Origin of the sequence: Kitasatospora brasiliensis (genome assembly GCF_032654805.1) — a bacterium.
Lineage (GTDB): Bacteria > Actinomycetota > Actinomycetes > Streptomycetales > Streptomycetaceae > Kitasatospora > Kitasatospora brasiliensis.
Genome location: NZ_JAUOOW010000013.1, coordinates 17,455 through 32,578 on the forward strand (window position 1 = coordinate 17,455; position 15,124 = coordinate 32,578).

Below are 15,124 nucleotides of genomic sequence, written 5' to 3' on the forward strand. Positions count from 1 at the left end.
GGCGCCGTGCGACTCCTCCGGCTGTGTGAGGACGTGCTGGGGGCCGTCCACGACAGCCTTGAGCTCCGCCTGGCGGCTCGTCGGGATCAGTGCATCGGGCGGACCATCGCGGTCAGCAGCGGCGAGTGCGCGGTGGGCCGCTGGGTGTTGAACGCCCGGTAGCCCCAGGCCTCGTAGCGGGCCTGGACCTTCCCGTCCCCGGCGAGCGGGTTGACCATCAGCGTGGCCCGGCCCTCGGTGCGGCCGGCCAGCAGCGCGTCGTGGATGCGGCGGGCCGTGCCGGTGCCCCGCCAGGGGGTGCGCACGCCGATCTCCTTGACGGCCAGGGCCGGGGCGTCGGTGTACCCGTGGGGCAGGGGCTCGGCCATGCGCTGCCAGTACCGGTCGGCGGCGTCGACGGTGTTGCCGTAGGCGTAGCCGACCGGCAGTGCGCCGTCGTAGCCCAGGACGAGTTCGAACCCGGGATCGCCGATGTGCCGCTCCAGGCGCTCGGTGAACGCGGCGAGTCCGTAGTTCGGCAGATGCAGCAGCGGGGCGCGCACATCGGCGTAGACGTCCAGCAGGTCCTGGCGGACCCCGGGCCTCAGGGCGGTGTGGTGGCGCAGTTCGACGGTCACCCACAGCATGTAACCAGGCGCCCCGCCCGGCGCGCAGGCGAGTGGGCAGAGCGGCCGTCCTGCGGCCGTGCGTCAGGTGGTGCGGGCCGCGGCTAGACGAGTAGTTCCGAAGTCGGCTGGGTTTGCCGGTTCTGCTCCGGACATGCAGGAAGGGTGTCCAGCATCGGGTTGTGACGACCGAAGAGCTGGACACCCTCCTGACGGCACTCTACGTGCAGATCGATGATCACCTGCCCCGAACGCGGTGGTTGGGCCGCCCGCCGAGGCTGACGGACTCCGAACTGCTCTGCCTGGCCGTGGCCCAGGCCCTGCTCGGCTGCCACTCCGAGGCCCGATGGATCCGCTTCGCCCGGGCCCATCTGCGCGGCATGTTCCCCTATCTGCCCGGGCGGCCCGGCTACAACAAGCGCCTGCGCGCCGCCCGGCCGCTGCTCCAGCAGGCCATCCGCGACCTGGCCCGCGCGACCGACCTGTGGGCCGACCCCGTCTGGATCACCGACTCCACCCCGGTGGAGTGTGGCCGCTCCCGAGACACCGTGCGCCGCTCGGCCCTGGCCGGGTGGGCCGGCTACGGCTACAGCCGCTCGCACTCACGCTGGTTCTGGGGCCTGAAACTGCACCTGGTCTGCACCCCGGCCGGGCTGCCCGTCACCTGGGCCCTGGCCAGCCCGAAGGTCGACGAGCGCGAGGTCCTGGCAGCGCTCGTCGAGACCGAACCGGAGTTGGCCCGCGAGCGGCCGGGCCTGCTGATCCTCGCCGACAAGGGCTACGTCTCCGCAGAACTCGACCGGCTCCTCAACCAGTACGGAATCCAGCTCCTACGACCGTCCTACCGCAACCGGGCTCCACGCCCGGGCGAGGAACTGCTGAAGTCCGTCCGCCAGCTGATCGAGTCCGTCAACGACACCCTCAAAGGCCAGCTCGGCCTCGAACAACACGGCGGACGCACCCTCGAAGGCGTCGGCGCCCGAGTCGGCCAGCGGCTGCCGGCCACGACCTGCGCGATCTGGCACAACCGGACCACCGGCCAACCCATCACCCGTTCACTCATCGCCTACGACCACTGACCGACTTCGGAACTACTCGTCTAGCGCACGGCGGGGACCGCCCCGCTGCGCCAGTCGGTCAGCCGCTTGCGGACGTTCGCCACCATCGGCAGGCCGTCGGTCTCGGCGGGGGTGAACCAGGCCACCTCGTGGGACTCGTCGGACACGCGCAGTGTGCCGCCGAGCGGGCGGGCGAGCAGGCAGACGGAGAACTCCTGGCGGACCTCGCCGTCGTCGTAGGCGAAGACGTGACGGGGGTCGGTGTAGGTGCCGACGATGCCGGTGACCTCGATGTCGATGCCGGTCTCCTCGCGCGTCTCGCGGATCCCGCACCCGGCGAGCGACTCGCCGATGTCCATCGCGCCGCCGGGCAGGGCCCACATCCCGTTGTCCGTGCGGCGTTGGAGCAGCACGCGCCCCGCCTCGTCGACCACGACGACGGAGGCCGCCGGGACGAGGGAGTTCGCCTTCGGGGCGTTCGGGTCGTCCACGTAGTCACGCCTGGGCACGGCCTGCCGCCTTTGCTGTGTGCTCTGCCGGTTGCGCTCCCGACCCTCTCACGCGCGGGGCATGCCCGGGGAGCCGACGGCCGCGTTGTCCTCGGCGTCGAGCATGGCCTCGAAGCTCGGGTGTTCGCAGACCTTTGCCCGGATCGGATGCGGCGCATGCCGGGGTAGCCGACGCGCACTTCGATGGTCTTGGTGCCGTCGGCGATCAGGTCGAGGCAGGGGCGGTCAGGAGTGCCGGGCGAGGCGGTGCGGGCCGAGGTAGTAGGACAGGGCGGCATGTGACGGCCCGTCCGCGACTTCGCCGTTCGTGAGCCGCCGTACCACCTCGGCTTCCGGTACCCACGCCACGCGCACCGCCTCGGAGGTGTCCTCGGGTTCGCCGACGTGGGTGCAGCCGGTGACGTGGTAGGCGCGGAAGTGGGCGTCGCTGATGCCGGCCATGGCGTCGTACTCGGTCAGCAGCTCGACGAGGCCCGGGCGCCAGCCGGTCTCCTCCTCGACCTCGCGGGCGATGGCCTCCGCCGGGTCCTCGCCGGGCTCGGCCCATCCGGCGGGCACCTCCCAGCCCCAGCGGCCGGTGATGAACCGGTGCCGGTACAGGAGCAGGAACCGGCCGGCCTCGTCGGTGACGACGGCGGTGGTCGAGGCGCGGGGGTAGCGCACGACGTGATGGTCGATCCGGCCGGTGCCGGGGATCTCGACGTCGTCCAGCCAGACCTCGACCCACGGGCTCCCGTACACCTGCCGACGCCCGAACACCTTCCACTCCACGGGCAGCCTCCTTGCGCGCGCACCAGTTGCGCTCCCGACTCTCTCACGCGTGTGGCCAGCTCCCGTACAGGCCTCTCGTCCGACCGCGGCGTCAGGGACACCTGGAGCGCGCGGGCTCGCAGGACGATCGGCTGGATGACGGTGGCCCCGGCGAGATCGAGGGCGCAGTGTGCGATAGCGCAGGCGGCGTCGACGTCGCCTTGGGCGAGCAGCACCTCGGCAAGGTCGAGGGTGAGGACGGCCCTTCCTTTCAGATCGGCGGCTGCCCGGCGGCCGATGGCGGTCTCCAGGAGGAGGCCGGCGGCGTCGTGCTCACCGAGGTGTGCGTGGAGACTTCGCGAGGCCCGCTCATGATCTCCGTGACGCGGCTGGTCGAAAGACCGGTGCGTCGGGCGATCTGAGCGGGCCCGACGCCTGCCTGCCTGGCGACAGCCCGGAACACGGCGCCGATCTGCCTGTTCGCGCACGCCGCCACGAATGTCGGGTCGGCCAGCAGTCGGGCGGGGAGCGGTTGCGGCGCGGGCAACGGGGCCTCCCGGGGCGATGGTGCCACGAGGCTACCGGCCACCGTGACTCCGCTGCGGCTCCATGGCGGGTACTCACCGTGGTCCTGGTGATGATCCAGACAGCAGGCGATGCTGTGACAGTGACCATGCGTCAGTGGCTGTGGGACCATGCTCAGTTCCCCGTCGTGGAAGAAATCCTTTGCGGCGGCGAGGATGTCGGGTTGGTCCCCGCCGGCGGTCCTGGCACGCCCCTCTTGTACGCCCCCTCTGTCCCTCCGAGGTCGTCCCCGTGCTCACTGTCCGCCGCCCCCGCACCGTCGTCGCGCGTCTCGACTCGCGGGCCGAATCCGCGCCGCCGGCCCGCTACTTGCTGCGGGCCTACCTGGCCGGGCTGCCGGCCGGGGAGCGCTCTCGAAGTCCACGATGCCGGGGCCGGGCGGCCGTCCCTCCGCGCCCCGGCGCTCGGGGGCGAGGGCGGGCGCGGCCTGCTCCTCGTCAACGCGCTGTCCGAATGCTGGGGTTGTTCCCCGCGTTCCGGCGGTATCGGCAAACTCGTCTGGGTCGTTATCGCTCCAGCCCCCGTCCTCGTCACCGTCTGAGAAAGCCGAACCCCCGTGACCCTTCCTCCGCTCGCCACCCTGGCCCGCCACACACTCTCCCGTGGCGCCACCCCCGCCGCCACGTACGCGCTCCTCGCCCGCCTCGGCCACCAGCCGGTTCCCGTGGCCCGCGCGGTCTGTCTCGCGCTCGACATCCCGCTCGCCGAAGCCACGCGCCGCCTCGACGAGTGCCACGACGCGCTCCTCGCCGACCCCCGCCCCGACTCCGAGGCCGACACCGGCGAACTCCTCGAAGCCCTCGGCGTGTTCGACGTCCCCAAGGAACTCGACGCTACCGAACGTGCGATCGTCGACCTTTTCTTGACGGCCATGGATGCGATGGGTGGCATCCGTCCCGGTCACCAGCACGGCCTCCAGCGCTGGTTCACCACCGGAAACCTCACCGCCGCCTACCTCTCCCTCACCGCCGCCTCGCCCCTGCCCCGCACCGGCGATCCCGCCACCTACTGGACGGCCCTCATCACCGCCGGCGAACTCCTCGCCGCCGCCCCCAACTCCGACACCCGCCTCAAGTACGCCATCACCCACTGCCGCACCCAGGCCGCCCGCACCTGAGCCCCGCGCGGGAAGTCGGTTCCGCCGACTTCCCGCGCGCTGCGGTGCCGGGCCGGGGCGGTCGCGGGGCCCTGGTTCCCGCGCGAGGTGGCGGGCCGGCGGGGGAGCGGCCGCCCCCGTACGCCGAAACGCCTCCGGCGCCCCGCAAGCCTGCGGGGCGCCGGAGGCGAACCGTGCGCCGGCGCTAGCGCCCCGTGCTGCGGGTGCGGCGCGTCACGGAGTCCAGCACGACGGCCGCCAGCAGCACCGCGCCCGTGATCATGTACTGGATGGCCTGGGCGGCGTGGACCATGTCCAGCCCGGTGGTGATCGACTGGATGACCAGGATCCCCAGCAGCGCCGACCAGGTCTTGCCCCGCCCGCCGAACAGGCTCGTCCCGCCGATGACGGCCGCCGCGATCGCGCTCATCAACACGTTGCCGCTGCCCAGCTGCTTGTCCGCCGACCCCTGCTGCGAGGCGTAGAACAGCCCGCCCAGCCCGGCCAGGAACGCCGCGAGCACGAACACCGAGATCCGCACCCGCGCCACGTTCACCCCGGCCCGCCGGGCCGCCTCGACGCCGCCGCCGACCGCGAACACCTGCCGCCCGTAGCGGGTGCGCCGCAGCACGAAGTCGGTGAGCACCACCGCCCCGAGCAGGACGACCAGGGACAGCGGCAGGCCGCGGTCCTGGTTGAGGGCGTACGCGGCGGCCAGGCACAGCACCGCCAGCGCCCCCGCGCGCAGCACGCTGTCGGACACCGACGGGGCGGTGAGGCCGGCGGCGCGCCGGCGGCGGGCGGTGTGCAGGCGGGCGGCGAGGTAGAGGGCGGGGGCGAGGACGGCCAGCGCCCACGCGTACGCGATGTCGCCGTCACCCAAAAAGGTGGAATCCAGGCTCGCGATGACCCCGTCGTGCCGGTTGTTGACGGTGCCGCCACCGCCCAGCACGTACTCCTGGAGACCGCTCCAGGCGAGCATCCCGGCCAGGGTGACCACGAACGCGGGCACGCCGACGCGGGCGAAGAACAGGCCGTGCAGCAGCCCCATGACGCAGGCCGCGCCCAGGGCGGCGAGGATCGCCACCCACTCGCTCCAGCCCTGGCGCACCGTCAGCACCGCGGCGATCGCCGCGCTCGCGCCGGCCACCGAGCCGAGCGAGAGGTCGATCTCGCCGAGGATCAGCACGAACACCACGCCGACCGCGATCAGGCCGGGCCCGGCGATGAAGCGGGTGATGTTGGTCAGGTTCTCGGCCTGGAGGAAGTGGTGGGTGACGGACTGGAAGACGACGGCGATGACCACCAGGCCGATGACCACGGGCAGCGAGCCCAGCTCGCCGGAGGCCAGCCGCCGGCGCGCCGCCCGCGCGCGCCCGGCCCAGCCCCGCGCGCTCGGGTGCAGCCGCGGATCGACGGCGGAAGAAACCTCGGGGGTGCTCACAGGGCCTCCTCGGCGTGCTCGGTACGCCGGGCCCGGCGGGCGTGGGCGTTGTCGGTGGCGCCGGTGATCGCGGCGACGATCTGCTCCTGGGTGGTGCCGGCCACCGGGAAGACGCCGTTGTTGCGGCCCAGGCGCAGCACCGCGACGGTGTCGGCGACCGCCCGCACGTCGGCCATGTTGTGGCTGACCAGCACGACCGCCAAACCGCGCTCGCGCAGCCGCTCCACCAAGTCGAGGACCTGGGCGGTCTGTTCGACGCCCAGGGCGGCGGTGGGCTCGTCCAGGACGACCAGCGACGGCTCGCCGACCAGGGCGCGGGCGATGGCCACCACCTGCCGCTGGCCGCCGGACAGCGCGGCCACGGGGCTGCGCACGTCGGGGATGCGGATGGCGAGGGTGTCCAGCAGGCGGCGGGCCTGCCGCTCCATGGCGACCTCGTCGAGCAGGGCGCGCCGGCGCTTCTCGCGGCCGAGGAAGAGGTTGGCGATGACGTCGAGGTTGTCGCACAGCGCGAGGTCCTGGTAGACGGTCGCGATGCCCAGGGCGGTGGCGTCCTGGGGGCGGGTCAGGCGCACGGCCTCGCCGTGCCAGGTGAGGGTGCCCTCGTCCACGGGGTGGACGCCGGCGATGGTCTTGACGAGGGTGGACTTGCCGGCGCCGTTGTCGCCGACGAGGGCGAGGACCTCGCCGGCGTGGACGGTGAGGTCGACGTCGGTGAGGGCCTGGACGGCGCCGAAGCGCTTGGAGACCGCGCGCAGTTGCAGGACGGGTGCGCCTGTCACGTGAACCGCCTAGGGGGAGGGGGCTACTTGAGGCCGGCGGCGGCGCACGCGGCCGCGTAGTCGGCGGTGCAGATGTCGGAGGCCTTGTAGATGCCGTCGGCCAGGACGGTGGTGGCGATGGTGTCCTTGGTGACGATCTTGGCTTCCAGCAGCTTGGAGGGGATGTTCTTGGCCGTGTCGCTGTCGACGCTGTCGGGGGCGAGGGCCTTGACGTCCTTGCCCTGGAGCAGGGCGACGGCCAGTTCGGCGGCGGTGTCGGCGAGCGGGCGGTAGACCTTGTAGATGGTGTACGCCTGGTCGCCGTTCACGATCCGCTGGATCGCGTCCAGGCTGGCGTCCTGGCCGCCGACGGGGACCTTGACGCCGGCGCCCTTGAGCTGGGTGATGATGGCCGCGGCCATGCCGTCGTTGGCGGAGTAGACGCCCTGGAAGCCGTTCTTGCCGAACTCGGTGACGGCGGCGGAGATCTTCTGTCCGGCGACGGTGGGGTTCCACTGCCCGGACTGCTCGTAGACGACCTTCTTGATCTTGCCGTCGAGGACCTTGTGCGCGCCGGACTTGAACTGCGCGGCGTTCGGGTCGGCCTCGTCGCCGTCGATCATCACGATGTTCGCCTCGGCGGCCTGCGGGCCGAGCGCCTCCAGCAGGGCCTGGCCCTGGAGTTCGCCGACCTTCTCGTTGTCGAAGGAGACGTAGGCGGCGATCGGGCCCGCGGCCAGGCGGTCGTACGCCACGACCTTGACGCCCTTGGCGGCGGCCTCCTCGACCCAGCCCTGGGTGGACTTGGCGTCGTACGGGTCGAGGACGATCACCTTGACGCCCTGGGCGAGCAGGGTGTCGAACTGCTGCTTCTGCTTGGCGGCGCTGCCCTCGGCGTTGTTGTAGAGCACCTTGCAGGACGCGCACAGCGACTTGACCTTGGCCTCGATGAACGGCCGGTCGAAGGACTCGTAGCGCACCGAGGAGGCGTTCTCGGGCAGCAGCAGGCCGATGGCGTTCGGATCGCCGGCGGCGGAGGAGGAACCGTCCTTGGCGCCGCCGGCCTTCCCGCAGGCGGCGGTCATGGACAGGGCCAGCGTGAGGCCCACGGAGCAGACGAGGGCGCGACGCAGTACGGCGTTCATCGGATACCTCTCCCTGGGGTCGCCGCGGCATCGCGGCGGGGTGGGGGGAGTCAACCCTGATCGCGTACATGACGTCAATAAGTAAATCCAGCCTGCCGGGAATCCACCTCTACTCGTTATCTTCGTGAACACGCATCGCGTGGACGGCACCGTGCCCGCCGCTCCCCTCGCGCGGCGGGCACGGCCCGATCAGACCCGAACCGGCGTCAGGGCCGGTCGAGGGTGATCGAGTTGATCGGCCCCAGGTCGTAGCGCACCCCGTTGCCCGCCGGGATGTCGTAGACGCAGTTGCCGCCGCCCGAGGCGCGGCACAGGTGGGCGTGCGCGCCGCCGGTCTGGTTGTTCAGCACCCAGTGCATGCCGTACTGGCCGCTCAGGTTGTGCGCCCCGTAGCTCCAGTAGACGGCGCTGGGCGACACCGCCGGGTCCTGGTCCTGCGGGTAGACGCACACCGCCCCCGACGGGCAGCCCGCCCAGTCGTCCGCGGAGGCGCTGCCGGCCCCCGTCGTGGCCAGGGCGGCGGCGGCCAGGGCCAGGGCGGCGACGGCGTGGGTGATCCTGCGCATGGTGGTACTCCCTCGGCTGGTGGTGCGGCACCGGACGGCCGCTTGCCGCCCGGTGCCCGTCAGCCTAGGAATCCGCCCCCGAAAGCGGTCCCTGACATCCGATAGGGGCGCGCGAACCGGCTCCGCGCGCCCCCAGGTCGCCTCCAGAGCCCCTGGGCCCCGCCGGGGCGCTCAGGGGGCCGTCGGGGCCGGTGCGCCGAGCAGGACGGGCAGGGTGCGGTGGCCGTTGGAGATCAGCGAGTCGACCGGCTCCAGACGGGTGTGCGGGGCGAGGGCGAGGTCGGGGAAGCGGGCGAAGAGCCGGCTCAGGGCGGTGCGGCCCTCCAGGCGGGCCAGCGGGGCGCCGAGGCAGTAGTGCACGCCGTGCCCGAAGGCGAGATGGTCCTTGGCGGGCCGGGTGACGTCGAAGTCGGCGCCGCTGTCGCCGTAGCGCGCGGGGTGGCGTCCGGCGGCGGCGTAGGCGGGCAGGATCGCCTCGCCGCGGCGCACCCTCACCCCGCCGGGCAGCTCGATGTCCTGGACGGCGAAGCGCAGCGGCAGGTGCGCGACGGGGGCGTTGCGGCGCAGCGCCTCCTCGACCACGTCGTCCCAGTCGGCCTTGCCGGCGCGGACCAGGGCGAGCTGGTCAGGGTGGGTGAGCAGGTCGGTGATGCCGTTGTCGATCAGGTTCACGGTGGTCTCGTAGCCGGCCGAGACGATCAGGAGCACGGTGTCGCGCAGTTCCTCCTCGCTGAGCGCGCGGGCCTCGCCGTCGCTCTCGGCGTCGCGGGCGGCGATCAGCGCCGAGGTCAGGTCCTCGCCCGGCGCGCGGCGTTTGGCGGCGATCAGCTCCTCCAGCAGGGCCAGGAAGGAGGTGGCGACGGCGGCCGACTCCTCGGGGCTCAAGACGGTGGAGAAGACCTGGTCGACCAGGTGGCGGAAGGTGGAGGTGGTGTCCTCGGGCAGGCCCAGCAGCCGGGAGATGACCTGGATCGGCAGCGGGTAGGCCAGGCGCTCGCGCAGGTCCACCGCCTCGCCGGGGGCGGCGTGGGCCAGGTCGTCGAGCAGGGCGTCGGTCAGCTCCCGGACGCCGGCGGCCATGGTGGCGACGTGGCGGGCGGTGAAGGCGCCGCCCACCAGGCGGCGCAGCCTGCGGTGGTCGGCGCCCTGGGCGTTGAACATGTTGCGCGCGCTGATCCACAGCGCCAGCGGCCAGGTCCGCACCGCCTGGTCGTAGTCGGGCCAGTGCCGCAGGCCGTCCTTGGAGACGCGGGGGTCCGTGAGCAGGTCCTCCAGCAGACGCGGGTCGGACACCGACCAGGCCCGCACGCCCAGGATGTCGACGGGCACGGCCGGCCCGCGCGCGTTCAGCTCGATGCTCTCGGCATCGCGGGCGCGGCCGGTCGGGTCCAGGACGAGACGCTCCACGGGGTTCCTCCGCTCGACGGGTGGCGGCGCGCGGCCGCACGCCGCCCGCCGGGACACGAGGATGCGCCCCAGGGCCGGGCCGCGTCGAGAGGACCCGCGCAAGCGCGCCTCACAGGCGCAGCGGGCCCTGTTCGCGGACGTGCTCCGGCTCCTTGGCCGTCGCGGTGGCCCGCTCGAACAGGGCGCCGCTGCGGCTGCCGGTCGCGGTGCGCACCCAACTCCAGCCCTGCGCGCGGTAGTAGGCGTGCAGGGCGGTGTTGTCGCTCCACACGTTCACCCGCAGCACCGCGGCCCCCGCCCGCGCGGCCCGCCAGGCGGCCCAGTCGCCCAGGCGGGCGCCGATACCCCGCCCGGCATACCGGCGGTCGACCGTGAAGGAGCTCAAGTAGTGGGCGGGGCAGGCGAGTTCCTCCGCGTTCCAGAGGCGGGGGCTGCCGGCGGGGCGGATCGTCACGGTGGCCACGGCCTCGCCCCGCGGCGCCAGTGCCGCCACCACGGTCGCGCCGCGGGCGATCAGCGCCAGCCCGCGCTCGGCGTCGTACGGGCAGGACCACTGGGCCGAGCCGTGCTCCAGGGCGATCCACGCGGCGGCCTCCGCGCGCAGGGCGGCCAGCCGGGGCAGGTCGGCACCCTGCGCGGCGCGTACGTACAGCGGGGCGGGCGAGTTCAGCACGGGAGCGGGACGGGTTCCAGGGTGAATCCCGCGCGCAGGGCGTCCACCAGGCTTTGCCCGGCAGCGGTGAGGGCGGTGCCGTCGGGGGTGGTCAGCGGGTGCCGGGCCACGATCCGGGCCAGCGGCACCCCGGGGTGCAACACCATGCCCGGGGAGGGAAGTTGCAGCAGCACGCAGTCGTCCGGGCCGCACTCCAGCAGGCCGAACCCGGCGCCGCAGTACTGGAGTTGCCCGTCCTTGAGGCGGTGCAGCCCGCCGCCCGGCGCGGCCGCGACCCGCGCCGGGGCGCCGTCGTGGCGCACCACCAGCTGCACGGCGCCCGCCGCGTCGGTGCGCGCCTCGCCGCCGGTCACCTGGCCGTACAGCTCCAGCATGTGGCGCAGCGCCGAGGGCAGCGCGTGCTCGGCCAGCTCCAGCTCGCCCAGCAGCCAGGTCGAGCCCTGCATGCGGCAGTTGAGCTCCAGCAGCGTCGCCTCCTCACCCTCCAGGACGAAGTCCGCGCCGAACAGGCCCCGGTAGCCGAGCGCGGCCAGCGCCTCGCCGATGCGCCGCGCCGCGCCCTCGGCCCGGGCCAGGGCGAGCGGCGCCAGCAGGGCGGGGGCCGCGAAGTCGCAGCCGGAGTAGGCGCCGAAGGGCGCGCCGATGCCCTCGACGCGGGTCAGCTGGACGGAGGGGCGCAGCACCCGCACGGTGCTGTCCGCCGACACCAGGACGTGCAGGTTCACCGCCGGGCCCTCGACGTAGCCGCTCACCAGCCAGGGCCCGCCGCCCACGTGGCGGATCGGGTGCAGGTCGTCCTCGCCGGTGACCAGGTGGGTGCCCCGGCCGCTGGAGCCCATCGGCGCCTGCACCACGTAGCGGTCGCCGAAGCGCCGGCGCAGCTCCCGGTGGTCCAGGCAGGGCACCACCGCGTCGGGCGGGGTCGTGGCCCCCACCGAGCGCAGCCACGCGCGCTGGATCCGCTTGTCGCCCAGCACCGGCAGCGCCGGGCGCACCGGCGGCTCCGCCACGCGGGTGCCCAGCGCCTCAAGTGCCGTACGCCACTCGGGCTTCATCCCCGTGTACGGCAGCAGCGCCAGCTCCCGGCCCCGCCAGGCGCCGCCCAGGCGGCGCAGCACCTCGTGCACGCCGGCGCCCAGCGAGGTGTCGTCGCGCACCCGGGAGGCCGGCTCCAGCGCATGGAACTCGGCCCCGTAGCCGCCCGACTCGAACCCGCCCGACTCGAACCCGCCCGACTCGAACCCGCCCGGACCGAACTCGCCCGCCCAGCCCGCGTCCGCGCCCTCCACGCTCAGCACCGCCGCCAGGCAGCCCGTGCGCAGCAACGGCAGCATGAACAGGGGACGGGCACAGCACGACAGCCCGGGAACGGCCCGCAACCGGGCCACCGCTTCATCACAGGAAGTGATCACCCGGGCGATTATGGGAGCCCGGAAGGCGGCCCGACGCCGCCCCACGCCCCCACCCCGCCCCGTACGCGGCACACCCGCCCCTCGCCATCATCCGAACGGAGGAGCACCCCGAGTTGACGGCCCGACAGGCCCCGCTGAACCAGGCCGGCAGCACCGTGCACGAATGAACGACCGCACCGCCCGCACCGCCCGCACCCCACGCCCGGTACGCTCGGCACGCCCATGCCCGAACCCCCGTACGAGGAGGCCCCGATGCCCTGGTTCACCCTGGAGCGCTTCGACACGTCCTTCTTCGACACCGCCCCCCACCGCCACCGCCACACCATGGACCTGCCCGTGGCACCCGCCAGCGTCTGGCAGGGGCTCGCCGGCCCCGCGCCGCTGTCCTGGTGCCGGGGCCTGGCCGGTGGCCGCTACACCTCGCCCGCCCCCCACGGCGTCGGCACCACCCGGCAGATCACCGCCCTGGGCGCGCTGCGCCTGCGCGAGGAGTTCGTGCACTGGGACGAGGGCACCCGCCACGCCTTCTGCGCCACCCAGGCCAGCCTGCCGCTGTACCGGCGCTTCGGCGAGGACTACCGACTCGAACCGCTACCCGCCGGCGGCACCCGCTTCACCTGGACCTTCGCCTACGAGCCCAGCCCGCTGCTGCGCCGCCCCGCGGCGCTGACCGACGCGCCCGGCAGGGCGCTGCTGCGCACGCTGATCGCCGACACCAAGCGGCACTTCGGCGCGGCGTAGCGGTCTCCCGGGGCGCCGCCCGTGCCCGAAGGGCCAGTTGCCGTAGGCGCGCCAGAAGACCTCCACCGCCTCGGCGGCCACCGCCCGGCGCTCGCCGCGCTCGGCCGCCCGCCGGCTCGCCGAGGCCACCCGCCAGCGGGGCAGGAACAGCGCCGGCGCCACCAGCGCGGCCGGCAGCACCGCGTCGGCGCCTCCCACCTGGCCGTCGGCCGCCTTCAGGGCGCTGCCGAGCGCCGAGAAGCCGACGATCGCCCACGGAACGACCCGCGTGAGCCGGCCCACCACGGTGTGCCGGGCCTGGGCGGCGAAGGCCTCGCGAAAGTCCTCGGCCGTCAGCTCGTACGCCGGCTCCACGCGTTCCCGCTCCACCGCCGCACTCCTTGATCCACTTCCCGAAACGGGGATCGTAGCAAGCCCAGGACGTTCCGCCGCACCCCAGCCACCCCTGTGACCAGCGGTTTTCCACTCTTCCATGCGCCTCATCGGACCAGGGGCCGCACCCGGCCGGCCGGGCCCGACCCCGCTCGCCGGCCACCGTCCGCCGTCACCCGATCGGGTGGCGGGCGGTGCCGTTTCCCGTGCCGGTGGCGGGTGCCTCGTTAGCGTCGGGCCATGATCGTGAAGTTCGTCAACTGAGCTGACGCACCGGCGATCCGGCTTATCGTCGTACGAAGTGAAGAGGCATCGTCGCATGGCAGACAAGCGCCTGAAGTCCTGGGGCAACAACCGCTCCGGCCAGCTCGGGGACGGCACCTGGGCCGACCTGCGCACCACGGCCACCACCGTCCTCGGCCTCACCGGCACCGAGGTGGTGAAGATCGCCGCCGGCGGCGCCGGCGCGACCCTCGGCCACGGGCTCGCCCTGCTGACCGAGGGCACCGTGCAGTCCTGGGGCGTCAACGGCTCGGGCCAACTCGGCGACGGCACCGTGTTCAGCCACAACACCCCCGGCAAGGTGGCCCACCTCGCCGACGCCACCGACATCGCCGCCGGCGGCGCCCACAGCCTCGCCCTGCTCGCCGACGGCACCGTCATGGCCTGGGGCCACAACACCCACGGCCAACTCGGCAACGCCACCACCACCGACAGCAGCGTCCCGGTCCGCGTCCAAGGCCTGCACCAGATCGTCGCCATCGCCGCCGGCCTCCACCACAGCCTGGCCCTGCGCGAGGACGGCACCGTCTGGGCCTGGGGCTACAACGCCAACGGCCAACTCGGCGACGGCACTTCGACCAACCGCGGCATCCCCGTACCGGTCACCGCCCTGAGCGGCATCACCCAGATCGCCGCCGGCGCCTCCCACAGCCTCGCCCTGGCCGGCACCCCCGGCAGCGCCACCACCGTCAAGGCCTGGGGCTACAACGCCACCGGCCAACTCGGCGACAACACCACCATCAACCGCTACACCCCCGTCACCACCCAGGGCTCCTGGGGCGCCGGCGTCACCCGGATCACGGCCGGCTGCAACCACAGCCTCGCCGTCACCGACACCGACCACCGCCTCAAGGCCTGGGGCCAGAACACCTCCGGCCAACTCGGCGACGGCACCACCGTCTTCCGCACCACCCCCGTCACCGTCCCCGGCCTCACCGGCGTACGCCTGGTCGCCGCCGGCCGCGAGCACACCATCGCCCTGTCCCACGCCCGCACCGTCCACTCCTGGGGCAACAACGGCTCCGGCCAGCTCGGCGACGGCACCACCACCGACAGCACCACCCCGGTGGCCACCCCCACCACCCTCACCGGCATCGACAAACTCGCCGCCCCCGTCGGCGGCGACTTCAGCCTGGCCAACTGACCAAGCCCGCACCACGCCGCACGCGCCCGCACCGCCCCGACACCCAGCGAGGAAGCCATGCCGAACGTCAGACTCAGCACCAACCACGGCGACATCGTCCTGCGCCTCGACGCGGACAAGGCGCCGGCCACCGTGGAGAACTTCCTCCACTACGTCCGCGACGGCTTCTACGACGGGACGGTCTTCCACCGCGTCATCGACAACTTCATGGTCCAGGGCGGCGGACTGGAGCCCGGCCTGAAGAAGAAGCCGACCCGCGACCCCATCACCAACGAGGCCGACAACGGCCTCAAGAACACCCGGTACACCGTGGCGATGGCCCGCACCGGGGACCCGCACTCCGCCACCGCCCAGTTCTTCATCAACGTCGCCGACAACGACTTCCTGAACCACAGCGGCAAGAACGCCCAGGGCTGGGGCTACGCCGTCTTCGGCGAGGTCGTCGAGGGCCAGGACGTCGTCGACGCCATCAAGGCCCTCCCCACCACCTCCAAGGCCGGCCACCAGGACGTCCCCCGGCAGGACGTCCTCATCGAACGCGCCGAGATCGTCGAATAGGACGGCAACCCGGAGT

Annotated in this window: 16 protein-coding genes; 6 read left to right on the forward strand and 10 right to left on the reverse strand. The window is 73.3% G+C overall.

What is annotated here, in order from left to right; genetic code table 11:
* Nucleotides 1-86: 86 nt before the first annotated feature.
* Nucleotides 87-626, reverse strand: a complete 540-nt coding sequence (locus QWJ13_RS34160) for a GNAT family N-acetyltransferase (RefSeq protein ID WP_316529637.1) — start codon at nt 624-626, stop codon at nt 87-89.
* A gap of 161 nt (nt 627-787) precedes the next feature.
* Here QWJ13_RS34160 and QWJ13_RS34165 point away from each other — a divergent pair, with 161 nt between their 5' ends.
* Nucleotides 788-1,684 carry an IS982 family transposase gene (locus QWJ13_RS34165; protein WP_316529639.1) on the forward strand — a complete coding sequence of 299 codons (897 nt, stop codon included), beginning with the start codon at nt 788-790 and terminating at the stop codon, nt 1,682-1,684.
* Between the two features lie 20 nt (nt 1,685-1,704).
* Here the strand turns inward: QWJ13_RS34165 and QWJ13_RS34170 are convergent, their stop codons facing one another.
* Both QWJ13_RS34170 and QWJ13_RS34175 read right to left on the reverse strand, forming a co-directional pair.
* Nucleotides 1,705-2,172 carry an NUDIX hydrolase gene (locus QWJ13_RS34170; RefSeq protein WP_316529641.1) on the reverse strand — a complete coding sequence of 156 codons (468 nt, stop codon included), beginning with the start codon at nt 2,170-2,172 and terminating at the stop codon, nt 1,705-1,707.
* Nucleotides 2,173-2,397: 225 nt separating this feature from the next.
* Entirely contained in the window at nt 2,398-2,943 is a 546-nt protein-coding gene (locus tag QWJ13_RS34175) for an NUDIX hydrolase (protein WP_316529643.1), read from the reverse strand.
* Between the two features lie 200 nt (nt 2,944-3,143).
* On the opposite strand from QWJ13_RS34175, the gene QWJ13_RS34180 reads away from it, so the two are divergent.
* Nucleotides 3,144-3,344: a hypothetical protein gene (locus QWJ13_RS34180; protein WP_316529645.1), complete on the forward strand. Its 201-nt coding sequence runs from the start codon at nt 3,144-3,146 to the stop codon at nt 3,342-3,344.
* A 719-nt stretch (nt 3,345-4,063) separates the two neighbouring features.
* On the forward strand, nt 4,064-4,624 hold the full coding sequence (locus QWJ13_RS34185) for a hypothetical protein (RefSeq protein WP_316529647.1): 561 nt from the start codon (nt 4,064-4,066) through the stop codon (nt 4,622-4,624).
* Between the two features lie 184 nt (nt 4,625-4,808).
* Here the strand turns inward: QWJ13_RS34185 and QWJ13_RS34190 are convergent, their stop codons facing one another.
* From QWJ13_RS34190 to QWJ13_RS34220, 7 genes are all read right to left on the reverse strand, one after another.
* On the reverse strand, nt 4,809-6,047 hold the full coding sequence (locus tag QWJ13_RS34190) for a sugar ABC transporter permease (protein WP_316529649.1): 1,239 nt from the start codon (nt 6,045-6,047) through the stop codon (nt 4,809-4,811).
* Nucleotides 6,044-6,829 carry an ATP-binding cassette domain-containing protein gene (locus QWJ13_RS34195; RefSeq protein WP_316529650.1) on the reverse strand — a complete coding sequence of 262 codons (786 nt, stop codon included), beginning with the start codon at nt 6,827-6,829 and terminating at the stop codon, nt 6,044-6,046. The genes QWJ13_RS34190 and QWJ13_RS34195 overlap by 4 nt, the downstream gene beginning before the upstream one ends.
* A 23-nt stretch (nt 6,830-6,852) precedes the next feature.
* Complete coding sequence (locus tag QWJ13_RS34200) at nt 6,853-7,953, reverse strand: sugar ABC transporter substrate-binding protein (RefSeq protein ID WP_316529651.1); 1,101 nt, start codon at nt 7,951-7,953, stop codon at nt 6,853-6,855.
* 206 nt (nt 7,954-8,159) lie between these two features.
* The gene (locus QWJ13_RS34205; RefSeq protein ID WP_316529653.1) at nt 8,160-8,519 is read right to left on the reverse strand and encodes a hypothetical protein; all 360 of its coding nucleotides are present in this window, start codon (nt 8,517-8,519) and stop codon (nt 8,160-8,162) included.
* A 171-nt stretch (nt 8,520-8,690) separates the two neighbouring features.
* Nucleotides 8,691-9,926, reverse strand: a complete 1,236-nt coding sequence (locus tag QWJ13_RS34210; RefSeq protein ID WP_316529655.1) for a cytochrome P450 family protein — start codon at nt 9,924-9,926, stop codon at nt 8,691-8,693.
* Nucleotides 9,927-10,035: 109 nt separating this feature from the next.
* Complete coding sequence (locus tag QWJ13_RS34215) at nt 10,036-10,599, reverse strand: GNAT family N-acetyltransferase (RefSeq protein WP_316529657.1); 564 nt, start codon at nt 10,597-10,599, stop codon at nt 10,036-10,038.
* The gene (locus QWJ13_RS34220; RefSeq protein ID WP_316529659.1) at nt 10,593-12,011 is read right to left on the reverse strand and encodes an ATP-grasp domain-containing protein; all 1,419 of its coding nucleotides are present in this window, start codon (nt 12,009-12,011) and stop codon (nt 10,593-10,595) included. Before QWJ13_RS34220 ends, QWJ13_RS34215 begins: the two co-directional genes overlap by 7 nt.
* Nucleotides 12,012-12,233: 222 nt before the next feature.
* Between QWJ13_RS34220 and QWJ13_RS34225 the strand changes: the two genes are divergently transcribed.
* From QWJ13_RS34225 to QWJ13_RS34235, 3 genes are all read left to right on the forward strand, one after another.
* Complete coding sequence (locus QWJ13_RS34225; RefSeq protein WP_316529661.1) at nt 12,234-12,752, forward strand: SRPBCC family protein; 519 nt, start codon at nt 12,234-12,236, stop codon at nt 12,750-12,752.
* Between the two features lie 691 nt (nt 12,753-13,443).
* A complete protein-coding gene (locus tag QWJ13_RS34230; RefSeq protein WP_316529663.1) occupies nt 13,444-14,550 on the forward strand; it encodes an RCC1 domain-containing protein in 1,107 nt (368 codons plus the stop codon).
* 57 nt (nt 14,551-14,607) lie between these two features.
* Nucleotides 14,608-15,108 (forward strand): peptidylprolyl isomerase, encoded by a 501-nt coding sequence (locus QWJ13_RS34235; RefSeq protein WP_316529665.1) that lies wholly within the window; start codon nt 14,608-14,610, stop codon nt 15,106-15,108.
* Nucleotides 15,109-15,124: the final 16 nt, after the last annotated feature.